The 23,962-nt window shown below is 33.7% G+C and carries 18 protein-coding genes and 1 pseudogene; 10 read left to right on the forward strand and 9 right to left on the reverse strand.

The genetic code is table 11. The features are described from left to right. Nucleotides 1-33 precede the first annotated feature (33 nt). Nucleotides 34-1,836, reverse strand: coding sequence for an aspartate--tRNA ligase (aspS, locus tag M1L26_RS03645; protein WP_250119951.1), 1,803 nt, complete (start codon nucleotides 1,834-1,836; stop codon nucleotides 34-36). A 133-nt stretch (nucleotides 1,837-1,969) separates the two neighbouring features. On the opposite strand from aspS, the gene M1L26_RS03650 reads away from it, so the two are divergent. Continuing rightward, nucleotides 1,970-3,346 carry an ankyrin repeat domain-containing protein gene (locus M1L26_RS03650; protein ID WP_250119952.1) on the forward strand — a complete coding sequence of 459 codons (1,377 nt, stop codon included), beginning with the start codon at nucleotides 1,970-1,972 and terminating at the stop codon, nucleotides 3,344-3,346. A 61-nt stretch (nucleotides 3,347-3,407) separates the two neighbouring features. On the opposite strand, the gene mutS is transcribed toward M1L26_RS03650, so the two are convergent. Next, nucleotides 3,408-5,909: a DNA mismatch repair protein MutS gene (mutS, locus tag M1L26_RS03655; protein ID WP_250119953.1), complete on the reverse strand. Its 2,502-nt coding sequence runs from the start codon at nucleotides 5,907-5,909 to the stop codon at nucleotides 3,408-3,410. 113 nt (nucleotides 5,910-6,022) lie between these two features. Here mutS and M1L26_RS03660 point away from each other — a divergent pair, with 113 nt between their 5' ends. Next, nucleotides 6,023-6,628 (forward strand): ankyrin repeat domain-containing protein, encoded by a 606-nt coding sequence (locus M1L26_RS03660; protein ID WP_250119954.1) that lies wholly within the window; start codon nucleotides 6,023-6,025, stop codon nucleotides 6,626-6,628. Continuing rightward, the gene (locus tag M1L26_RS03665; RefSeq protein WP_370107312.1) at nucleotides 6,604-8,352 is read left to right on the forward strand and encodes an ankyrin repeat domain-containing protein; all 1,749 of its coding nucleotides are present in this window, start codon (nucleotides 6,604-6,606) and stop codon (nucleotides 8,350-8,352) included. The genes M1L26_RS03660 and M1L26_RS03665 overlap by 25 nt, the downstream gene beginning before the upstream one ends. Before the next feature lie 50 nt (nucleotides 8,353-8,402). Here the strand turns inward: M1L26_RS03665 and M1L26_RS03670 are convergent, their stop codons facing one another. After that, the gene (locus M1L26_RS03670; RefSeq protein ID WP_458694825.1) at nucleotides 8,403-10,484 is read right to left on the reverse strand and encodes a heme lyase CcmF/NrfE family subunit; all 2,082 of its coding nucleotides are present in this window, start codon (nucleotides 10,482-10,484) and stop codon (nucleotides 8,403-8,405) included. A gap of 155 nt (nucleotides 10,485-10,639) precedes the next feature. Here M1L26_RS03670 and M1L26_RS03675 point away from each other — a divergent pair, with 155 nt between their 5' ends. Further along, entirely contained in the window at nucleotides 10,640-11,881 is a 1,242-nt protein-coding gene (locus M1L26_RS03675) for a hypothetical protein (RefSeq protein ID WP_211908146.1), read from the forward strand. A gap of 222 nt (nucleotides 11,882-12,103) precedes the next feature. Here the strand turns inward: M1L26_RS03675 and radC are convergent, their stop codons facing one another. Further along, nucleotides 12,104-12,784 (reverse strand): RadC family protein, encoded by a 681-nt coding sequence (gene radC / locus M1L26_RS03680; RefSeq protein WP_211908145.1) that lies wholly within the window; start codon nucleotides 12,782-12,784, stop codon nucleotides 12,104-12,106. Nucleotides 12,785-13,470: 686 nt separating this feature from the next. Here radC and M1L26_RS03685 point away from each other — a divergent pair. Next, the gene (locus M1L26_RS03685) at nucleotides 13,471-14,577 is read left to right on the forward strand and encodes a D-alanyl-D-alanine carboxypeptidase family protein (protein ID WP_250119957.1); all 1,107 of its coding nucleotides are present in this window, start codon (nucleotides 13,471-13,473) and stop codon (nucleotides 14,575-14,577) included. Between the two features lie 32 nt (nucleotides 14,578-14,609). Here the strand turns inward: M1L26_RS03685 and M1L26_RS03690 are convergent, their stop codons facing one another. The 4 genes and pseudogenes from M1L26_RS03690 to M1L26_RS03705 form a co-directional block, all read right to left on the reverse strand. Further along, on the reverse strand, nucleotides 14,610-15,950 hold the full coding sequence (locus M1L26_RS03690) for a DNA recombination protein RmuC (protein ID WP_211908142.1): 1,341 nt from the start codon (nucleotides 15,948-15,950) through the stop codon (nucleotides 14,610-14,612). 263 nt (nucleotides 15,951-16,213) lie between these two features. Then, nucleotides 16,214-17,374 (reverse strand): porin, encoded by a 1,161-nt coding sequence (locus M1L26_RS03695; RefSeq protein WP_211908140.1) that lies wholly within the window; start codon nucleotides 17,372-17,374, stop codon nucleotides 16,214-16,216. 100 nt (nucleotides 17,375-17,474) lie between these two features. Beyond that, the gene (locus tag M1L26_RS03700) at nucleotides 17,475-18,278 is read right to left on the reverse strand and encodes a hypothetical protein (protein WP_250119958.1); all 804 of its coding nucleotides are present in this window, start codon (nucleotides 18,276-18,278) and stop codon (nucleotides 17,475-17,477) included. Nucleotides 18,279-18,398: 120 nt separating this feature from the next. Next, nucleotides 18,399-18,902: pseudogene (locus tag M1L26_RS03705) on the reverse strand (DNA-processing protein DprA); the annotation flags it as partial. A gap of 61 nt (nucleotides 18,903-18,963) precedes the next feature. Between M1L26_RS03705 and M1L26_RS03710 the strand changes: the two are divergent. The 4 genes from M1L26_RS03710 (at nucleotide 18,964) to M1L26_RS03725 (ending at nucleotide 21,893) form a co-directional block, all read left to right on the forward strand. After that, nucleotides 18,964-19,341, forward strand: a complete 378-nt coding sequence (locus M1L26_RS03710) for a ferredoxin family protein (protein ID WP_211908136.1) — start codon at nucleotides 18,964-18,966, stop codon at nucleotides 19,339-19,341. A 441-nt stretch (nucleotides 19,342-19,782) separates the two neighbouring features. Beyond that, nucleotides 19,783-20,010 carry a hypothetical protein gene (locus tag M1L26_RS03715; RefSeq protein WP_211908132.1) on the forward strand — a complete coding sequence of 76 codons (228 nt, stop codon included), beginning with the start codon at nucleotides 19,783-19,785 and terminating at the stop codon, nucleotides 20,008-20,010. 190 nt (nucleotides 20,011-20,200) lie between these two features. Further along, nucleotides 20,201-21,154 (forward strand): D-alanine--D-alanine ligase, encoded by a 954-nt coding sequence (locus M1L26_RS03720; RefSeq protein WP_250119959.1) that lies wholly within the window; start codon nucleotides 20,201-20,203, stop codon nucleotides 21,152-21,154. Continuing rightward, the gene (locus M1L26_RS03725; protein WP_211908130.1) at nucleotides 21,135-21,893 is read left to right on the forward strand and encodes a cell division protein FtsQ/DivIB; all 759 of its coding nucleotides are present in this window, start codon (nucleotides 21,135-21,137) and stop codon (nucleotides 21,891-21,893) included. The genes M1L26_RS03720 and M1L26_RS03725 overlap by 20 nt, the downstream gene beginning before the upstream one ends. 133 nt (nucleotides 21,894-22,026) lie before the next feature. On the opposite strand, the gene M1L26_RS03730 is transcribed toward M1L26_RS03725, so the two are convergent. Then, on the reverse strand, nucleotides 22,027-22,887 hold the full coding sequence (locus M1L26_RS03730; RefSeq protein ID WP_370107313.1) for an ankyrin repeat domain-containing protein: 861 nt from the start codon (nucleotides 22,885-22,887) through the stop codon (nucleotides 22,027-22,029). A gap of 59 nt (nucleotides 22,888-22,946) precedes the next feature. Between M1L26_RS03730 and M1L26_RS03735 the strand changes: the two genes are divergently transcribed. Further along, the gene (locus M1L26_RS03735; RefSeq protein WP_250119961.1) at nucleotides 22,947-23,927 is read left to right on the forward strand and encodes an IS481 family transposase; all 981 of its coding nucleotides are present in this window, start codon (nucleotides 22,947-22,949) and stop codon (nucleotides 23,925-23,927) included. Nucleotides 23,928-23,962: the final 35 nt, after the last annotated feature.

Genomic DNA, 23,962 nt, shown 5'->3' on the forward strand with positions numbered 1-23,962 from the left:
TTTTCCCCACCTAAACTCAAGTTATATACAACTTTATTCAACAACCTTTAAAGACAACTCACGTAAATGCTTATCCTCTACTTTAGAAGGAGCACCCATTAGAACATCTTCACCTTGCTGATTCATAGGAAAACAGATTACTTCACGAATACTAGGCTCATCAGCAAGTAGCATAACCATTCTATCAACTCCTGGTGCTATTCCACCATGAGGTGGCACTCCAAACCTAAATGCACGCACAAGCGCACCAAATTTTGTATCAACTTCTTCTTTACTGTAGCCTGCAATGGCAAAAGCTCTGTACATAATATCTAGTTTGTTATTACGAATTGCTCCACTTGACAGCTCTATTCCATTGCAAACAAGATCATATTGGTAAGCAAGGATATCCAGTGGATTCTTTTCTTCTAAATCTTTCAAGCCACCATGTGGCATAGAAAATGGATTATGAAAGAAATCAATTTTTTTACTTTTATCGTCATACGCAAAGTAAGGAAAATCAATCACCCAACAGAATTTGAAGATATTGTCATCTATAAGACCTAGTTCTGATCCCAAAAGAATACGCACTTTCCCTGCAATTATTGCTGCTTCATTTTCCTTATCAGAAGCAAAAAATACACTATCTCCAGGTTCTATATTTGTTATTTCTTTTATGGAATTTAACCTATTGTCATCAAGGAATTTAGCAATTGGTCCTTTTGCAATTCCATCTTTATCGAACGTTATATATCCAAGACCTTTAGCACCGAATTCCTTTTGTGCATGTTCTATTTTTTTATCAAAAAAGCTACGAGGTTCCTCTGCTGTTTTAGGAGCAGGAATGGCTCTCACTACCATACCGCGTTCAATATTGCTTTTGAAAATATTGAACTCTGAATCACGGAAAATTTCTGTTACATCGCTAATTAATAATGGATTACGCAAATCTGGCTTATCAGATCCATATTTGAGCATTGCTTCTTTGTATGTAATACGTGGAAAATCTTTATCGACAGACTTGCGAGAAAATTTCGCGAACACTTTATATAAAGTAGATTCAATAACCTGAAATATATCTTCTTGAGTCACAAAAGACATTTCAAGGTCGAGCTGATAAAACTCCCCAGGAGAACGGTCAGCCCTTGCGTCCTCATCACGAAAACAAGGTGCAATCTGAAAATATTTATCAAACCCTGAAACCATAAGCAACTGCTTAAAAATCTGTGGAGCTTGTGGTAATGCATAGAATTTACCAGGATTTAGTCTGCTTGGCACTAAGTAGTCACGTGCACCTTCAGGAGAAGAGGCAGTAAGTATTGGAGTTTGAATTTCCAAAAATCCTTGCTCTATCATGAGCCTCCTGAGCTCTGAAATGATCTGTGAACGCAGAATAATGTTATTACGAACCTTTTCACGTCTTAAATCAAGAAAACGGTATTTAAATCTCATGTTTTCTGGGTATTCTTGCTCGCCGGCGATACTTGCTAATATACTCCTTTCTTCTTTTGCTATTTCTTTATCACAGTGGAACTCAACTTCCGATTCAACTTGTAAATTACTAACTATAACTTCAATTTCTCCTGTGTAAATAGAGCTGTTTACCGTATCTTCAGTTCTAGCTTTGACTGTTCCTGTGACAGTAATCACACTCTCTGATTTTAAATTTGAAATTTCATCAAAAAAGTCTTTGTCATTATTGAATACCAGTTGAGTAATTCCATAAAAATCTCTTAAATCAACAAAGATTAGGTTACCATGGTCACGTTTACGGTACAGCCACCCAGAGAGAGTAACTTCCTTTTCTACATCATTCTTCCTTAATTCATTACACGCGTGAGTTTTATAGCAGTTCATTTAATTGAAATTTCTAGAATACAGAAAGATTATAAAATAAATTAACCTTTGGGCAAGATAATATCTAAAGATCCTTTACAAACAATTCCGATTTGGATATAATTTCTTTGATTGTGTGTGTTGAGGTGTATTTATGAATCCTGAAGAACTACAGAAAATTCTAGCTGAAAATAAGAAGAAAGATTCTGTATTAAAAAAGCTTCTTAGAGCTGTTAAGGAGAATGACTTAGAAAAAGTAAAATCAATTTTTGAGAAAAACAGCTCTATTATTAAAGATGTTGTTGCTGAGATTAATTCCCAAAATGGTACAAATTTATTAGGTTATGCTGTTGATAGTAAAATGGCCAAATATCTAATAGAAAAGGGTATAAGCTTTAGCGCTGCAGTCACAAAGGCAGTTCGAAGAAGAGATTTAGAGTCAGTAAAATCAATCTGTCAGGTGAGTAGCTTAATAGCTAAAGATGAGTTACAGCAAAATCCTGAGCCACTACAATCTGCAACTTATGATCACAAATTTAATGATAAAATTGCAAGGTATTTGATTGAACAAGGTGCAAATCCTAATGCAACTGATCATCTTGGTCGTTACTTACTTCATCTGCAAATTGCAAAAAGCAATTTCAAAGGAGCTAAGGCTTTAATAGAAAACGGCACGGATGTTAACTTAATAAATCAAGGGGTAAAAAGCTATCAGACATTAATTATGGGTGGTAGTGAGTTGAAGGGTGAAACTGCGTTGAATTTTGCAATTAGAATATATTACAAACATAAAGACATAGACAATCAAAAATCTGATGAAACCTTAAAATTTATAAGTTATTTAATAGAACAAAAAGCAAACTTAAATATTAAAGATTGTAATGAGATGGTCCCTTTAGATATTGCTATATTTCATAATTCTCCAAAGATAGTAGAATTATTGATAAAAGCTGGTGCTGATCTTAATGTTGGAAGGGAAAAAGCAGAAGGTGTTTTAAAGTATGCAATTACTGAAGGGCATATAGATATAGGGAAAGCTACAATTAGATATATTTTGGAACATGACTCACACTGGTTAACAACTTCAAATAAACCAGATCTTCTCAATGACCAACAAGAGTTATCAAACTATTGGGATGAATATAAAGCTCAAGTTAAAGAGCTTCATGATATAGTGGGAGATAGAATTTACTTGACTGGTGACCGCTCTACCCGTCCTATAATGAGAACAGTGAGTGGCTTTTTAGATCATGAAAGTAGAAAAAATCTAGTAAAATCATCATTCATATCTAGTGCTGAGGCACCAGAAAATTTTTGTCCGAGAAAGCTGGCTGTTATAAGTGTAGCTGCAATAACTTGCGCTTTAGCATTATATTTTCTTGCTCCATTAATCATTGGGTCTTCTGCTGGAATTGGTACTCAACTAGCATTAGGAGCTGTAGGTGCAGTTGTAGGTGGTGGAATTGGAATCTTGACCAATGTGGCAATAGATCAATGCTACGTTAATTCAGCTACTCAGAAAGCTGACTAAAATTAAAGCGCCATAGATTGCTAAAACTCCATAATTGTGGAGTAATATAATGTTACTTTCCTCAAGCCTTTAGCTCCTCAAATACTTCTCTTGCTCTGTTTAAAACAGAATCAGGAAAACCAGCAAGTTTTGCTACATGTATTCCATATGACTCATCTGCAATGCCTTCAATTACTTCATGTAAAAAGATGACTTCTCCTTTCCATTCTTTTATTTTCATACAAAAACATTTCACATCTTCTAAGTATTCACCTACTTTAGTCAATTCATGATAATGAGTTGCAAAAATGGCGCGGCACTTATTTATGTTGTGAATGTGTTCAATCACCGCCTGTGCAATAGATAATCCATCATATACCCCTGTGCCCCTACCAATTTCATCAAGTATCACCAAGGAACGATCTGTTGCCTGATTTACTATCGTTGCTGTTTCGATCATCTCTACCATGAAGGTAGAATAACCAGCTGTTATATTATCTGTTGCACCAACCCTGCTAAATATCTTGTCAATCACTCCTATATGCGCACTCTCTGCTGGCACAAATGACCCCATGTGAGCTAAAACTGCAATGAGAGCGTTTTGCCTCAAAAAAGTGCTTTTTCCCGCCATATTAGGCCCAGTAATTAGATGTATACCAGCTAAATTGATGCTATTTGAAATGAATTTATCGTTAACTTCAACCACTGGATGTCTTCCACTACAGATATTGAACTCTTTACTGTCATCGATAATGGGTTTTACGTAATTATTTTGCACTGCAAGCTCCGCAAACGTGGCTCTAATATCAAGTTTTGCCAAAGCATTTGCAGTAAGAGCAATTTTTTCAGATTCTTTAGCGACTTTACTACATAGTTCACTAAAAATTTTCACTTCTAAGCCGATTGCAGCATCACGTGCCGTAAGAATTTTATTTTCTAGTTCTTTCAATTCATTAGTAGTATAGCGCATGCTATTTGCTAAGCTTTGCCTATGAATAAATATATCCGAAGTTATTTTGTGATTTGCCGACACTTCAACGTAGTAACCAAGTATATTGTTGTGTAATATTTTGAGTGCAGCAATGCCAGTTAGGTCGCGATAAGACTCACGGAGCTTAGTTACCAACTTGTTACTGTTGTTCAATATATAATATAATTCGGATAATTCTTGATCATATTTTGGATTGATAAATCCTCCTTCTTTTAAGGAACTGAGGTTGTTATCAAGTATAGCACTGTTTAGAAGCTCGAATAGATCTTTATGATTACCAAGACTTTTATGTATTGTGCTTAGTTCACTTTCGTTACTACTTATCACCTGAGTAGTAGACTTTTCTCTGTTCAAGCATTGGAATGACATCTGAGAGTTAGCTGCCGGTTCTTCACTTAAACAATAATTATGCAAGGTAGACAGAAACTCAGATAACTCTAAAGTTTTTCCTAGGCCTATTTTTAATAGGTTCATATCCTTTGGCGAACCACGTCCTAGTATCAAGCGCGATAAAGACCTCTCAATATCCGGAATGTTAGATAATATCTCTCGTATTTTTCTACGTGGCTCATAATTATTTACAAAAAATTGAGTGGTGTTGAGCCTCAAATTGATTGCCTTGGAGCAAGCAAGTGGTGAAGCAAGCATTTGTTTGAGCAGGCGTCCACCAGAAGCTGTAACTGTGTGATCAATAACTGAAATTAGTGAACCTTTCTTTTCACCAAATTGAGTTGAGAATAACTCAAGATTTCTCCTTGCTGAAGCATCAATAAGCATGAAATTTTGTTGCTTATAGGTTTTCGGGAATTCAAGCCTTGGAATGGAGCCCCTTTGTGTTACTCTGACATATTCAAGCAGTGCACCGCACGCCATGATTTCTACTTTGCTGAAATTTCCTATACTTCCAAGTTCCCTGATTTTATAAAACTCGCATAACGTTCTGTGAGATTTACTATACTCAAAAAAACTCTGTACGTGTTGTGTAATTGATATTTTATAATTTTTTAAAATCGATCTAATTTTTTCGTCCTCAATGAATTTTTCAGAAATTAATAATTCTCTTGGTGATATACGCAATAAATCACTATCTAGAGCTTTCAAACTCGTTAAAGTGTGAAAAAATTTTCCCGTCGATAATTCAAGCCAACTAATAGCATATTCGTCATTTTGTTCAACTATGGATGCGAGATAATTATTGCTTTTATCCTCCAGTAGTGAATCTTCTATAATTGTACCTGGAGTTACAACTCGCACTACATCACGTTTTACTATGGATTTATAGCCCCTCTTTTTTGCTTCATCAGCAGTTTCTAATTGGTCACAGATTGCTACTTTGAATCCTAAATCTATTAGCTTGTGCAGGTAAGACTCACTACTGTGTGCTGGCACTCCACACATTGGTATTTCTTGTCCATTTGAATTGCCCCTCTTGGTTAGCACTATATTCAGCAATTTCGCAGCTTTAATAGCATCATCGAAAAACAATTCATAAAAATCGCCCAGTCTATAAAACAATAGATGATCCGTGTATTGAGCTTTCAAATTTAAATATTGCTCCATTACAGGGGTATTTTTTTCTCTTATTAAGTTCATAACATTTTTAAATATGTTAGCAGCAAACCACTTACTCTGGTGTTGGTTATTTTATTATGGATAAATAATTTTTTTTAGCTATAGTACAAAAACAAATAGTTTGAGGTATAATTATGGAATATGAACGGTTGTTAAAAATATTAAGGACAATAAGTGACTTAAATGAGAACAATATAATCGAAAGGGTAAAAGAGGAATTGGAAAAAGAAGATTCAGACACGTATAAAAAGTGGCAAGATAATGAATTTAACATAAATTATACATTCGATGATCAAAGTACATTGTTACATATAGCTGCTAGAAATGATCTTGTAAAGATAGCAGAGCTTTTAATAAAAAAAGGGGGTAATGTTAATACAGCAGATCAAGATGGATGGAATCCTTTACACTTTGCTGTTGCAAGTGGCAGTATAGGAGTGGTAGAGATTCTCATAGCAAACGGGGTTAATGTTAATGTAGCAGATCAAAATGGGTTTACTCCTTTGCATTGTGCTGCTCACAATGAAAATAAAGAGATAGTAGAACTCCTATTAGACAAGGGGGCTAATGTTGATGCAGTAAATCAAAATGGGTGTACTCCTTTGCATTGTGCTACTATCAATGGACATGAAGAAATAGTAGAACTCCTATTAGAGAAAAGGGCTAATGTTGACGTAGCGGATGAGAATACGGGCGTACTTCGTTATGCTGGGCTATTAGAAATGGCTATTCAGAAATAGCAAGAATTCTACTTGAAAACAAAGCAGATCCTTTATTGGGACATAAAAGTTTTAACACATTAAAGCTTTTGATTGAATTAATAAAAAATGATTTTAAGCACTCTAAGAAAGCAGAAGAAACACAGCAACAAGAAGATGATGAATATGAATTGATTAAATACTCGTTGCTACTTCGCAATGACTGCTCCTTAACGGATGTTGTCGAAAGAGGTGCATTTGGCAAGCTGATATCTACGTGGCTTGTTGACATATCCAACTTAACAGAGAGTCAGAAGGAGTTGAATAAAAAATTCTTAAGTACTTTTAAAGACTTTCCACATGTTACTTATAAGGATTATAAGAACGATGTTGAAAAAATTAAAAAATTTTTACTAGATCATAAAAGTAATCAAGATCTAAAAACCATTCTCAACCTTAAAAGAGGAGAATCTAAACTGACAATACTGCATATTCTATCAAGTATGGAATGTAGCAATTCAGAAGAAAGCATAGATTTACTGTTGAATTCAGGCGCTGATCCTAATGAAAAGGACGACACAGGAAGAACGCCTTTGCATTATGCTACTCGTTCTGGTCATTGTGATACAATTATCAAATTGCTTCTAAGGAAAGGAGCTAATCTTGATATAAAGGATAAAAAAGGTAAAACCCCAATAGAATTTGCAGTTAATAATCCCAACCTTAATATTAAAGAGTACTTTTTAACTGATGATGTTATTTATGGAACTTTTCGTAAAAAAACACAAGTTGACTATAATGGAAAAAAGTATTTGTGCAAAAGTGTAAATCTATGGGGAGAGGATTTTCTACTAGATGAGCAAGATCCAGATAAATATTTTTGTAAATTAGATGAAGTTCAAGACATAAATCAGCTAGAACAGGTTGTAAATGAAGCTATAAAATCTAGGGTAAGGTTCAATCTTACTTGTGAGGGAAATATATATGAAAATACTTATGAGAGTAAGTATAATTTTACAGATTATGTAATAAGAAGAATTAGTGAATTAAAGATTTTTCAAGGTGAAAGGGACATAGAAGTTGCTAGTCGCATAGTATGTAATTTGGTAAAAAGAGGTGCAGTATTTGAAACTCTAAGTAGTATAATTGTAATTGATAAACTAGAGAAGTTTAAAGACCACAAAGCTAATCTTAAAGAAGCACGTAAAAGCTATATACATTACTCTCTAAGGTTTTTGGAAGCTGCAAAAAACGCAACTACTGGTAAGGTAAAAGAGGCAAAAATGGACAACTTCACTTTCTACTTGAAATACTCAAAGAATAGTATAGTCGAGGTTGCAAAAATCATAAATGGAACAGATGAAAGCACAGAATTTCGAAGAGACGTGATAGCAATCGGTGAAAGCGAGACAGAAATTTTAACAGAAGGTGGGGTAAGAAATTATACTGACCTTATAGGTAATATAGTACTGACTTTTCATACTGATTTGGGAAAAGTAGATGCTAGATTGTATTCTGATGTGCAAGATGAAGGAAAAATTATAGTAGAAGTGAGTAACAAGGAGGAAATATTGGAAAAGTTTAAAAATTATAAAGAAGAGTTAGGTGAGAACTGCTTGCTTGGTGGTTCTTCTGTCTACGACGCTATTAAGCAGGGATATTTTAAAAGGCCTGAGGAAGTAGATTCCATATATCATGTAAGCTCTTCATTAGAAAATATATCTTTATTGCCTATTGTACAACAGAACATAGAGAAAATTCGCTAGCAAGGTTAGTGTTGCTTAGCTTAAGTTTAAATTGCCAAAAAATGCAAACTTTATGATACTGAAGGAACTACTTTTTTGCTAGAAGGCAAAGCAGCAAGGAGCGAACCAAAAGCGATAAGAAAGGATCCAAGCCAGATTATAGACATTCCAGGTTTATAGTGCACTTTAGCTGCGATTTTGCTCTTACTCTTATCAATCTCTCCAATTACAACATAAATATCAGAAAATAAATTGTGGTAGATACTGCTTTCAACATTTTTCTGACCTTCCGCAAGGTAAAATCTATATTCAGGAGTTACTTCACCTAATATCTTATTATTCAGCAAATTCCTGATATCCATTGTACCCCTCACTGCATGGAAATTTTTTTCTTTTATTAGCTCAATATTTCGTAAAGTAACTTTAAATTTATTGACTGTTATGCTGTCTCCTATTCCCAAGTAGTTTTCTTTTTTCTCCTGCCAACCAACTGAATAAGATATACCAAGCACTAGAATTGCCACTCCAGCATGAGCAAGCATCATTGCATAGTAGGACTTAGAAACTCTTCTTGCTAATAAAATTGATTCACCAAATGCTACCTTAAATAAACAAATTCTTTTACTATATGCTTCTAAAACAAAGATTAATAATGCTATGGAGATGGTAATTGATAGCACAATCATTAGCTCCATGTGAAAGATAAACGGCAAAATAGCTGCAGCACTACAAAATGAAAATCTATATTCACGGAATATTGGCAATAGACTATTTCCCTGCCAACTGCAGTATTGCCCTATCATGGTGAGCACTAGAATAGCTAGTGCAATAGAGTTAAATAAAGAATTGTAATATGGTGCTCCAACTGAAATTAATTCACCGGTTAAATACTCAAGCACTGTAGGGTATAAAGTGCCAACGAACACGATGAAAAAGGCAGTGATGAATAATAAATTGTTCATCAGCATCATCGTAAGGCGTGAAAAGAATCTTCTACCTTCTGTCACTTGAGTAGCAGATTTCTTTTCAGATTCCAATATCGAATACTGGAAAGATGTGTGATTCTTTCTCGTAAACACTACAAATATTACTAAGCTACTGACTGTAATTACACCAAGTAGAGCTAATATATACAGTCCATATCTTGGGTCATCTGCAAACGTGTGCACTGAGGTAAGTATTCCTGAGCGGACTAGAAATGTTCCAGTCACACTCAATATAAAAGTTGTAAGCGTAAGTAAAATAGTAAAATTCCTTAAAGTATTGAAATTTCGTACAACGAGCAACAAATGTGTCAGCGCCACTGCAATTAGCCACGGCATCAAAGAAACGTTTTCCACTGGATCCCAAAACCAAAATCCACCCCAACCGAGTTCACGATATGCCCACCAGCTACCCAAGCTGATGCCCAAAGTGAGCAGCGACCAAGAAATAAGTACCCAAGGCCTGACAATTTTAGCCCAAACATTTCCTTCAGTATTTAAAATTAATCCAGCTATAGAGAGCGAAAAAGGAACGCTAAATCCAAGGTACCCCAAATATAATACCGGTGGATGAATAGCAAGGCCTATATCCTGCAATATCGGATTAAAACCCAGTCCATCTGTTTCAATGCCTGGCATTTTAGTGAAGGGGCTGGATTCAAGTAAAGTGAACAGTAAAAAACAAAAGCAAATCAAGCCTTGGGTGATAAGAGATATTTTTTTTAATTTACTACCATTAGTTCGTTCTGGTGTCATTCCAGTGCTTGACACTGGAATCCAGTTTTTATTACACTGCCATTTGATGTACTCATTTGCAATTAAATTGTCTGGATCCCAGTGTCTGGGCACTGGGATGACAGAAGGTATATAAATATCCATTAGTAATAAATACATGACAAGCACTAAGGTCCAAAGCAACATAGACCCTTCTTTATTTCCCCAAACACCACAAATCTTATAGATCAAAGGTTTTGTTGTGTGTGAGTGGTAATATACGTTTTCAAGTGAGAAATCATTTTTAATGTGGCAGTAGATCAAAATAGCCATTGATGCTGACACAAAAAAAAATATGGCAGAGGAGACGAATCGGTAAGAACTAAACGGTAGAAACAAATACGTTAAAGATAACAAACAGGCTACCAATAACAATATATTCCCAAATTCAGGCATAAGATTCATATAATGATATTACTAATAATAAATTGGGAGTTAAAGTTTTAATATAGGAACAAAGTTAATCTTCAATTATATTAATAGTAAGTAAAAATTAATCATTAAGCTTTTATACTTTATATTATATAACATTAATATTGTGAGGTAATATTATGGGCACAACTAAGATTAGTGAATTTCTATTCAATATAAAAGGTAAAGTGGCAAAACAACATGCTGAACCAATAATTGAAAAAAATCTCTATACTATTTTAGGATTCAAAGATGTAGAAGATTTAGAACATAAGACAAGTAAGTCCGTTAACAAAAAAATTTGGCAGCTATTTATTGATTGCTTTACAAAGGAAATAGATTATGTAGCAACTAAGCAAGTTGTAAAAAACGTTGTTTGTAATATTGCCAAAAGTGCCCAAGGCAATGCTTTTACTGAAGCTGAAAGCTTAATCTTAAACGAAAAACAAGATAATAAAAAGAGAGAAAGAGCGATTAAAAAAGCTACTAGTATTTTAAAAAAAATCAATCCAGAAAAAGCCTTCAATGAACTTTCAGTAATAAAAAAACAAGCCGAAGATTTTTTACAAACCGATTTTTATAAGGCGCAGAGCAAACCACTGCCAGGATTTGCTACATCTGGTGCGCAGCTTTTTGCGGAAACTTTGAAATATATAGAAACACTAGAAAAATTATCAGAAGTTAAAAAGGAAGATTTAACTAAGAGTTTCCTATTAAATTATATTAGTTCACTGAACAAAAAGTATCCTAAATCACAAGGTAAAAGGGAAGATGCTATACGAATACTATCAAGCGATGAGTTGAAGAATTTTTATAATAAAGGTGTAGAGGAAGGAATACTACAACCGCTGGTATCATATAAAGAATGCAGAAATCTGTATGATAAAATGAGCCAAACAAAGAATGAATGTATAATCAAAAAAGAAGATCAGGTGAAAGCAAGTAAGTCAATAACCAGTATAATTAGTGACATAAAAAAATGTAGAGAAGCAGTCCTTAATTGCAAAAATTTTCAGAGCTCCTACATAAAGGAAAAAGCAGAACACCCATTTAGAGGCACCTCATGTCAAAAAATGATTGATATATATCAAGAGGGAATTGCTGGATATCAGGAAAAAATTCGTCAAAATCTAAACCAAATAAGAGCAATATTAAAAGATACGCCGCAAGATGTGGAAGAATTTAAGGAAATAATCAATTGTGTGCATGAAGCAGAGCAGTATGATGAAATTTTTGATTCGGCTTTAATTTGTTTATCGAACATACAGAATAAGCTAGATATTCAACCAGAAAATTCCCTAACAGAACTCAGAGCTTCACAAATTAACGTTGAAATTGAGCTAACTAGGCTCTGTGAACAAAATATTAGAGTAAGCATGTGAGTGCTTCAACAAAATTCAAAAAACCAATAAAGACCTCATAAGTCTTATCAAAACAGGAGATTTCTAATAGTGGCAAATACCATGTATTTCTTTCAATTTGCCACTATTACGCCACCTAAATCACACATTGTCTTCCAGAAGGAAAATTTTTGTTCCACTGGCAACCACCTCATGTATAGCTTTACTTCCATAATAAGAAAAATGGCAAAAGCAATTTTAGATCTACTCTAATAAAAGCCTATTTTCCTTGAAACTAAAATAGCTACTAAATGTGATAATAATATGATCTATTAATTCTATTCCTATGCTTTTGCAAGCTTCTGCAAGCTGTCTGGTGAGAAACATATCGCTACTTGAAGGTTGTATATCTCCACTTGGGTGATTGTGGGATATTACAATCGATGTTGAGCCAATCAAAAGAGCACGTCTTATGATCTCTCTAACGTAAATAGGAGTTTGATCTATTGTACCAAAGTTCTGCAGATCTTCCGCTATTAGACGATATCTTTTATTCATATAGATGACGCGAAAATTTTCTTTATTAAGGCTTCCTATACTTACTTTTAAATAATCAAGCAAATTTTCCCAGTTATTGATTATAGGTAGGTCCTTTACTTCTTCTCGTGCAGAACGAACAAAAGCCTGTTTAACACAAAAGATAGCAGATATAGCTGCATTACTAACTCCTTCGATATTCTGCAGTGCTTCTAAATCGGCATTAAAAACCTTATTCAAACTGCCGAAAATTTCTATCAAATTCTTTGCTACTGGCTTTACATCAATTCTACTATATGCTGAATATAAAATGTGTTCTAAAATCTCATAATCAAGTAATGATTGTCCGTTATCTGAAATAATTCTCTCTCTTAGGCGCTTTCTATGACCTTTTTTGTAATCTTTCATTATTCATGAATTGCTTATCTCTTATAATAAGAAATTGAATTTTTAAGTAAAATATTTAATAAAATATATGAAGCATAATTGTAAATTTTTGAAGACAGCAAATGAAAGTAGCCCCTCTCTTGTCATCTCCTATTCCCTCCTTCTTGTCATTCAAGTAGCCTCTATCCCAGTGTCCCTTCTATATATCATCCCAGTGCTCCTTCTATGTCATCCCAGTGCTTGACACTGGTTTCTTACCAACAAAAACCTAGCATAACTTTTGTGCTCAAAAAATTTCCAGCATCAAGTGCTGGCCTGAAGCTTTAGCTGTAAATGTTAAGAAATTTACCAAGCGAAAAAAAGGCAAAAAAATCCCCGTGTAACGAGTTTTGACCCTATAATAATGTAAATTGGCGCTGTAATAATGTGCTAACGCTTAAAATAAGCGCGTTTTGGCTGAATGTAGAAAAAATAAAAAAGACATGCAACCGCTATAATTTTTATGTAATTTGCCAATAAATATCTGAGTTTTTTACTGAATTTTTGTTATTGAACCCGCGCGGATCGAAAACAAGGATAAATACTCTTATTGTCATAAGAAGGGGGCTGGCGCAGTTTGTCAAGGAAGTTTTATGCGAGAGATCTATTGAAATGCTCGTGCAAAATCATACTATTAATTAGTACACTATAAATTTAAAATTATAAATATGTTAAGCAAATTAGTAACTTTGCTATTAATTTTTATATTTCCTTTTTACTCATACTCATATCAGTTTAGAACCAAAGCAAAGCAAGCAATTGTCTTAGATTTAGCTTCAGACTCGTTCATTTTTGAACACAATTCCAGGGAAAAAATGGCCCCATCTTCAATGAGCAAATTGATGACTTTATATGTAGCTTTTGATTATCTAAAAGCTGGAATAATAAATATGGAAGATAAATTTCGAGTGAGCAGAAAAGCGTGGGAAAGAAAAGGCTCTTCTATGTTTTTGAAAGAAGGTCAATTTGTTACGGTAAAAGAACTACTTGAAGGAGTTACAATTGCCTCAGGTAATGATGCATGCATAGCGCTAGCCGAGGGTATTGCAGGATCAGAGGAGAATTTTGTTGCTGAAATGAATGAAGTTGCACAAGATTTAAATCTTAATGATAGTCATTTTGTTAACTCAAGCGGGTGGCCAGATGAAAACCATTTTATGAGCGCAAAAGACTTGGTAACACTGGCAAAAAGAATTTTCACCGATTTTCCTGAATACTATGATTTATTCTCTGAACAATATTTGACATATAATGATATTGTACAAAAAAATAAAAATCTTTTACTTTTCCATGATATTGGAGTTGATGGTCTAAAGACAGGTCATACAAGTGCTGGTGGTTATGGCATTATAGCATCTGCAAAACGGAACGATAGGAGAATTTTTGCTGTTGTGAATGGTTTGGACACCGAGAAAGAGCGAATAGAGGAAGCAAAAAGACTAATACAATATTCCTTAAATCATTTTAATACCAAGAAAATATTTGCTAAGGATAGCGTAGTTGAAGAAATAAATATTGTTTATGGAAAAGATAAAAAAGTGCCCGTTACAGTTGCAAACGATGTTACCATAACTTATAACCGCAGATTACATGATAAAATTAAAGTGCGTATTGAGTATAAAGATATGGTACCCGCACCAATTAAAAAAGGTCAAGAAGTGGGCAAAATTTTTGTAGAAATACCTGGTACTGAGCAAAAAACTATACCTGTTTATGCAGCAAATGATGTGCAGGAATTGAGCTATATAAAAAAAATTTTTAGAAAGTTGTTTTAATCAGCAAATGTAAGTTAAGGAGACCTGAAATACTAATCTACTTTCAACCTCTCAGCATGTAAACTGCGTGGTAAAGATTCCAACTCTTTTGCAGCAGTGAGTTCTTTATTTTTTGCATGTATACCAAGCTTATTGAATTCTCGGGCAGCAGGAAACACTCTTGCCTCAAGCGAACCAGCAGTTTTATTGTAATGATCAACAGCACTTTTTAAGCTTCTGCGTAAATTATCAAAATTTTCGCCCATTGTGCAGATTCGCTCATATAAAATATGGCCTAGTTCACTTATTTTCTTTGCATTTTCAGCTATTATCTCTTGCTTCCACCCATAGGCTACTGCCCTAAGTAGCGCGATTAAAGTGATTGGTGTTGCAATAATTACTTTTTTTTCTATTCCAATTTCTATCAAAGCTGGTTCACATTCTAGTGCTGCGCTGAAAACCCCTTCTCCTGTTAAAAAAAGCACCACAAACTCTGGCGTATTTTCAAATTGGTTCCAATATTCCTTTCTGCCTAGATTATTTATATGTTTTTTTATTGCCAGAGAATGATTCTTCAATTTTTCCTTTTGTATCTGTAAATCATTTTGCGACATAGCATCCATGTAAGAATCAAGTGGTACTTTAGCATCTATTATTATTTGCTTTCCTGATGGCATTTTTACTATTAAATCAGGACGTAACAAATTGTCCTCATTTTTATCAATTACTGAGGCTTGAGTAAAAAAATCGCAATATTCAATCATTCCCGCCATCTCTATCACTCTTTTGAGCTGCATTTCACCCCACTTACCTCTAATGTGAGGTTTCCTCAAGGCGTTAGCAAGGCTAGAAGTTTGGTTCATTAATGCTCCAATTTGCTCCCTTAAACCTTCGTAGGCCCCTACCCTCTCTTTCTCTAGCTCACGTATTTCACTGTCGAATTTTTCTAATTTTTCTTTTATTGGAGTGATAACTTCGTTGATCGTTGCTTGCCTTTTTTTGAAGTCACTTTCTGTTTCTTTTAGCTTATTATCGATCACTTCTTTTGCTAAGTTCAGAAAATTATTATTGTTTACCTGAAGAGCATCAAGAGAAAGTGCTTTAAAAGTGTTCGTAAGCCTCTCCTCTGCTTTTGTTAGTAATTCTATTTCCTTTTTCTTTTCTTCACGCTCTTTTTGAAGAATTACTTCAAGTTCTGCGTTCCTCACTTTCAAATCAACTATTTCCTTATTTTTATCTACTAAAGCCTGTTTTGCCTCTTGAAGTTCATGTGCTACTTTAAGTAAATTCTTCTCAAGATTCTCACTAAATTTTCTGTTCTTTCTTACAACAATATAGAGAAATAGTAGTAAAAAAAGGAAATTCAATACAAAAGCTATAGAATTGAAAAGCATCAGAACACAGAAAAAACCGCACTCACAATACTATCTAATTTTTTTATATATAAAAAAGAAAAAAAGAGCACCTGAAGAGATGCGCTTACTGAAGGGCTTGGTTTGCTAATTAATAACCGTTTTCTTCTACACTTGGATTAGTAACAGAATGTCTTTTTATTGAAAATCTTATGTAATAGTTATTTTTATAATATCAAATAGCACATATATTAACAACTCAATTTTACTCTCATTATTACAATACTTACATACCAGTTACTTCACTAAAAACTTAGCTTCAATCCGGCCAAAAGCACATATCCGGAGTTATTATCTTCCACTGCAAGCTCCTTAGTACTAAATCTTACAATATCAAAGTAATATGAAGTACCAACAGCTAATGGATATTCAAGACTGAAAGCCTGTGATGTTAATTCGTTTGTACCTTTGTCTGCAATATCCCTAACACTATTAAAATATGTTAAGCTCACTTTACGAGAATCAGAATGATAAGCAATACCTGCATTTACATAATGCATATTATTTGTTTCATGACTACGCTTCTCACCAGATTTACCACCATTCCCGTACGACAAAATGCAATCAAGTTCAAAAAGCTTTAGTTTCACACCAAAATTCCAGTGTAGTAATTGATTATGACACTGAAGATCGCTAGAATTTTTGTTTGTACAGTCAGTTAAATTTTCCCTTGCAAATTCGCCAGTCAAAGCAGTAGTAAAATTTATTTCATCTGATAGGGCATTTTTATAGGAAAGACCAGCGGCTATTAAATTATTATATTGTAAATTATTTTTACCTGGAACATAACTGAATCCAAGTTGAAAGTTATGAATTTCAGGAGAAATATAGTTTATCATTGGTTGTTTTAACTTCAGCTCTAGTCCATTATAGTCGCTGTAAACATTGGGTTTTACCCAAAATACCTTGTCCTTATCGTACCCAGAGTCATCATCTTTTTTTCCATTACCGCGCAGATTTGCATAGTTTGTCCAATGACCATTTATTCCCCCAGCAGCTGTATAAATTTTTGAAGTGTTAATTAACATACTCTGACTAACTAAACTTCCTTTACCATATTCAAATGATCCAAACTCCTGATTCTTTATGACAAAATACCACTTCTCCATTTCTAACTTTTCTATGTCTAGTGCCTTTAAGTTTGCAATACCAGAAACTCCTGCCTTAACATCAAAACCCATTTTAGTATTTGGATAAACTTGCTGTAAATAAAGCAAGCGCAGGTCTGAATAACTTGAGGTCTTGTCTTTGGTAGAGCTAAAAGAATCTCTATTGAAAGCGTAGCCAAATCTTAAATCTACTTTTCCATCTAGTTCTACATAAGACATCTCCTTATCCAGAATTACCCTAGCGTTAGCACTTCCTCCCACGAGTAATGATAAAAACAGTGTGATTAGTAACCTCATAGGTAAGCTTAAATTCTTAATATAAGCTTAACAGAAATAAAAAACAATCCTTATATTGTGTAGAACTTAGATACTACAAACCAATTAATGACAAAAGCGTTTAAGCATTCTTCACACTATGCTTTTGAATTATATTTCCATAAATAATTGATATACTTGGTAGTTTTCGCTTTAATAACTGCTTATTAATAGCAGAGCGTATACGATTCACTATTTTAGACGTGTTTTTTGTACCACAGTTCATCAAAATAAAAAGTACCTTATTCTCATCAATAAATCCCAAAAAATCATCACTACGGCAATTTTTATAAAAATGCTCTATGATAACGTTCAATGGATCGTTCGTCTCACTCAATTTACTATTGAAGCCTATTATCCCTATAACTGCATTAATTTGATATTCAAAGGCAAAATTTAATACAACATATAACTCAAAAATAGTGGACTCATTGTCTGGTATGTTAAACAAATTGTGGTTTTTATATTTTTTACCTATCAGGTATTTATCCCTAAACATTCCTAGCTTATGAAACAGGCTAATGTCACGTATTAATAGCTCATAATTAATCTTGCTATTAGTAAATTGCGTTGTGCGAAAAACTTTTACCTTTGTTTTTATATCTTCTCCTTTAGCGTCGATTAAAGAAAAGCCTATCACTTTTGGCAATATATCGGGCAAATCGCGCCCATCTTCAGTATACTCCAAATAGCTTTTCATATCTTCAGCTGCTCTTTTACTTAAAATATTGATTAACGGCTTATTAAGTAAATTCTCTTCCTCACATTTTAATAAATTCCTTGCAGCTTGATTGAGTCCCAAGATTAATACGTTCTTTTTCTCATTATCCTGACAAACAGATATCACAGCATCATCTTTCCTTCTTTCAGTTATAAAATCTTCCATATCTTCTCACATATAACGTATTTATAAGTATAATAAGATTGTATTAAAATTCATTTACCCATTAATATACTTGATAAAGTATAGACAAATCGTCATGTTGCTGCATGTTCTAAGTCATGCTACGTCAATTCCGCTTGCTGTAACAGCAATAGTGGGGTAATTTTTGTATATTACACTGTTTGCTGCAGTATCAATCCCTCTTGCAAGACCAGAAATTACGATGAAACCAGCTTCGCTTAAATCGAGTGCCAACTTATTGGCAAAATTTCTTCCATTCATTGAAGAATTACGTCCACCGATTATTGCAATTATCTCACGACTTAATAATGATACATCACCAAGTGTAGTTATTACAGGAGGACAACCAGAGATATTCCTTAAAATTTCAGGGTAATCTGGATCACATGCTGGTGTTATTTTGGCTCCAATTTTTTCTGCATTCTTAATTTCTTCTCGTGCATTTTGAATTCCATAATCCTTGTTAGTCAACTTATTAAGATATTTAAGCACTTCATATAGCGACCCATATGCTCTAAGTATACTAAAGAACTTTACTGGTCCCACAGTTCTAGCCAAGCTTAGCCATATTTCTAATTCTTCGTTATTTAATTTATTTATCTTCATAAAAGGCTTGAATTTCTTATCAATTTAGTGTACCCAAGATAATGTAAATATACAGTGTTTTATGACGCATTTTGTTACAGATAAATGCATAAAATGTAAATATACGGACTGTGTAGAAGTATGTCCCGTTGACTGCTTTTATGAAGGTAAAAATATGCTCGTGATTAACCCAGATGAGTGTATTGATTGTGGAGTATGTATACCTGAGTGTCCAGTGGATGCGATTGTAACTGATGATTCCATAAAAGATATTATAGAACTAGACGAAGGCTTGCTGAACAATGAACAAAAAATCTTTAAATCATTTTACAACATAAACGTAGAATATTCGCAAAAATGGCCAAACATTACAGCTAAAAAGCAACCCCTAGATACAGCAGAAGAGTATAAAGAAAAAAAGGATAAGACAGCTTATTTTGATGAAAATTTAGGGTCATAGAGTACAAAAATAGACTTACATTTTTTTGATTAAATAGACATTGAATTGTAAGCGTCTATTTCATCTGCCATAGACGATAATTATGCACTCTCAAAACGGAGATTGTTTGCAATTTCTACTAATTTCTCACTAATTTGTGAACGAGGTTCAGGCACTGGAAAGAAAGCGTCACATCTAGTCTTGCATAGAGGTTTGTCTGTTTCATTGAACGCCTCTTCACAGTTTTTGTGGCAAATATGAGATAGGTTACGTGCCTGAAACGTTAATGAATTCGAGTTTTGTGTAGGTATAACCATAATATACTCCTAAATTAAAAAACTAACGCCACGGTAGCATTTATGTGTTAATAAAATTGTAATATTTATATCAGCATAATTACTTTCCAGATAAGTTTACTTTCTTGAAAATTTCAGGAAAATATTGTACAATTACTCATGAACTTTGGCAAAACTTACGGCAAATGCTAATGTATCTTTCAGTAAAAAAACTTTACAGCATTTTACTAAACTAGTTGAGCTTACTAAGCAGCCCACTCAAGAATCAGCAGAAAGGTTTTTAATAGATCATGAAATGGAACTATCTGTAGTTGCTGATCAATATGACATTGAAGGTGTAGAAACAGTTGATTACAAAGATGTAAAGTGGAAATCAAGTGGATTACAAAATTAAATTTTTAAAGAATATTACTGAAAAAGATCTTCCAGTTTTACTTGCAATCTGGTGTCTGATCATAAAGGAACCAGTTTGCATGACACCATCTGCAAGTTTCAATATCTGTACAGCTGTGGAATTTTTCAAAGCGTTTTTTCTATTGAAGATAAAAGTATCTTTTATATATGATATATAGCAAAATATTAGGGTGCTTATGGTTCCAACTATAGCAATTTTAAGTGGTGGATTTTCTTGCGAAAGAGAAATATCGCTTATGAGCGGAAAAGCAGTAAAGAAGGCGCTTGATAGCCTTTCATATAATGCAATAGAAATAGATGTTGATAGCAACATTGCTCAAAAGCTTAAAAAAACTAATCCCGCTCTTGCTTTTATTGCTCTACATGGACCTTATGGTGAAGATGGCTGTATTCAAGGTTTGCTGGAGATTTTAGGTATAAAATATACACACTCAGAAGTTATGGCTTCGGCTGTTGCTATGAATAAAGTGATGTCAAAGCATATATTCCATTCTCTTAATATCGACACTCCAAGAGGTTATGTAATTAGTCGAGAAGATGTGCTAAAAAATAATATTAAAGTTGATTATCCGTACGTCTTAAAACCGATTAACGAAGGCTCAAGCATTGGAGTACACATGATTTTCTCACATGAGGATTACTTAGAGCTAAAAAATAACAGTTCTACTATAATGGAAAAGATAATCATAGAAGAATACATACCGGGTATAGAGTTACATACTGCTGTATTGCTGAACGAAGCAATTGGCACTATGGAAATACGACCAAAAAATAAATTCTATGATTATGAAGCAAAGTATACAGATGGATTTGCAGAACATATATTTCCTGCTAAAATTCCTGACAACATATATAGAATGACCTTGGAACACGCACTAAAAGTTCATCAATTTTTAGGATGCAAAACTGTTTCCCGCTCAGACTTCCGTTATAATCCCCAAAATAACACTTTAAAAATGCTTGAGATTAATACACATCCTGGCTTTACTGAATTATCGTTAGTACCAGAAATTGCAAAATTGACAAAAGGAATTGATTTTAATGAATTAATTAAAATTATTGTCAAAGACAGTTTACACCACAAGAATATTAGAGATCAAGCCGATGTTGAACAATGTTACTAGAAGCCAAAGGAGTTTTTTGCGCAAGTGTGCTTTCATGATTATAACTGCACTCTTCCTTACACTAGTACTTTATAGTTCACTTGATAAAATAACAAATCGATTCAATTACTACTTTACTTGGTGTAACGATCGCTTATCGAGCTTATTAATTAGCAATGGATTTTCAATCGACAAAGTAACCGTTACTGGAAACAAATTTACAAATGAACAGGACATTCTAAGTTTAGTAGATAGAACACAACCTATCATGTATGTATCACTCTCAAAACTAACAGATAATATACAATCTGTAAGTGAATGGATAAAACATGTAAGAATTTATAGGATTTTACCCAACACCTTACTCATTGATGTAAATGAACACAAACCTTTTGCTCTTTGGAAAGATGATAACAGAACTTCAGTAATTGACTCTGAAGGTAAAGTAATCGTAGATGATTACCAGATAGATAACCTCGTTATAATCAAAGGACAAAATTCGTTATCAAGCCTAAAATTCATTAAGTATATACTAGAGAGGAAAACTCAATTAAGTGATCATATTTCTTCTTGTGTTTATGTAGGAAATAGAAGATGGAATATCATACTCGATGACAGTGCCACAGTAAAATTGCCTGAAGATAATCCTTATAGCGCATGGGATTATTTAAGCCACTTGCAAAATACAACCGACTTTACTTTTAGCAATTGGAGCATAATTGATATGCGTGTTGCTGATAAGATCCTTGTGAAGAAGTGATCTGCTCGGTGCTCCTTTTCATGTCATGCAAGTAGCCCTTTCTCTGTCATCCGAGTAGCTTAAAACTGGAATCCAGATTGCAAGTAATCAATTAGGTTGGGTGAGTATGGGTTTTGCATTATAGAAGGAAGCATTAACCATTACTAAACAAAAAGCCTTGATCTGGAGTAGAATGTTTTAAAACAGAAACATCACAAAGATCTCTCTTAGAATGAGAGTTTTCTTTAGCATGTTTGAGTCGTTTAAATATTTCAGTGTCTGTACCTATATTCTTCTCAGCATAAGTACATAAAAGATCTAATAACTTTCCACCAGCTTTAATAGCAATTTCAATAGTCGTATTTTCATTATTACCATCTGGAGAGTAGTTTAAGCTTGGTTTGAAACTATACTTATTTTTTGATTCCAGTAATTCATCTACTTTATTTTCATCTATTTCTGTTGCTGCTTGTTTTAGCATATTAAACAATTCATTATCTTGAAGTCTTTTTTGAACAAGATTTTTTTTGCTTGCACTTTTTCCAGTAATAAGTTTAAGATCTATACAACCAACATTAATATTTGGGTTAGAAAGCAGAAGATCAACTATATCTATACGATCATTTTTTGCTGCAAAATGTAAAGGAGTAGCACCTTTCTTATTCTTAGCATTAACATCAGCCTTTTCCTTTAGAAGAAGATCAACTATATATGTATGACCATTTTTTGCTGCAAAATGTAAAGGAGTAGCACCTTTCTTATTCTTAGCATTAACATCAGCCTTTTCCTTTAGAAGAAGATCAACTATATATGTATGATCATTTTCTGCTGCCAAATGTAAAGGAGTAGCACCTTTCTTATTCTTAGCATTAACATCAGCCTTTTCCTTTAGAAGAAGATTAACTATATCTTTGTGACCATTTTGTGCTGCCAAATGTAAAGGAGTAAACCTGTGTGATTCATAGAGGTTATTACAGCAAAAATGTAAGATAAAATAAAAACTTTGACTTGTGATAGTTTAAATACCTTATTACAATAATATGAATAAATTCATCAACAAGAGGCAATCAGTAAATGGATACCAAAGTTAAGTTGCGTTTGAATTGGATAGAATTATACAAAAAATTAGGTCATGCAGGCAAAGTGTGTCAACACTATAACATTTCACGCTTTACCTTACGAAAATGGTACAAACGTTATGAAAAGCTAGGTGCACAGGGATTGTCAAACCTTAGTAGCAGGCCTAAAACTTTACCCTTACAAAAAATCAACGAGTCAAATGAGCAGCTCATTCTTCATCTGAGAAAAGCTAGAAAATTAGGAGCAAGACGTATTCAAGCTGAATTGAAGCGTTTACATGATATCTCTTTTGCATTGGCTACTATACACAAAGTTTTGAAGAAACACGATGTAAGTCTTTTACGTATTAAACGCCACTATCGCAAGCAGATTAAGCGTTATAACTGCAAAGTGCCAGGAGAGCGTGTACAAATGGATGTTTGCAAAATATCCTCGGGGCTTTATCAATATACTGCTATAGATGATTGTACGCGTTATAAAGTTATCGCATTATACTCAAGGCGTACTTCAAAAAATACTCTGGATTTCTTAAAACAATTAAGGGAAAGGGCTCCATTTCATTGTCAAAGGATTCAAACCGATAGAGGACAAGAATTTTTTGCTTACGAAGTGCAAGAGTGTCTAAAAGAATGGAAAATAAAATTCCGTCCAATTAAGCCGTTTTCACCACATTTAAATGGTAAAGTAGAAAGAGCGCAGCGTACAGATTTAGATGAATTTTATAGTAGCGTTAACATTAAGGATCATGAACTGCAAGTCAAGCTTAGGGATTGGGAAGAATATTATAATAAACAACGTCCTCATAGCTCTCTTCAGGGAAAGACTCCTTGGGAAAAATATAAAGAACTGGAAAAAACAATTCCTTGTCTAAGTGAAATACAAAAAAATTATATTTCATCAAAAGAAACGTTTGTCATGCAAAATTACAAACATGACCAAGAGTTAAAGTCACTTCAAAAATACAAAACCTCTTAACAGGTATTTCAAGTTCAGACTTGATCTGACAAATT

The organism is Wolbachia endosymbiont of Ostrinia scapulalis, assembly GCF_023559145.1.
Classification (GTDB): domain Bacteria; phylum Pseudomonadota; class Alphaproteobacteria; order Rickettsiales; family Anaplasmataceae; genus Wolbachia.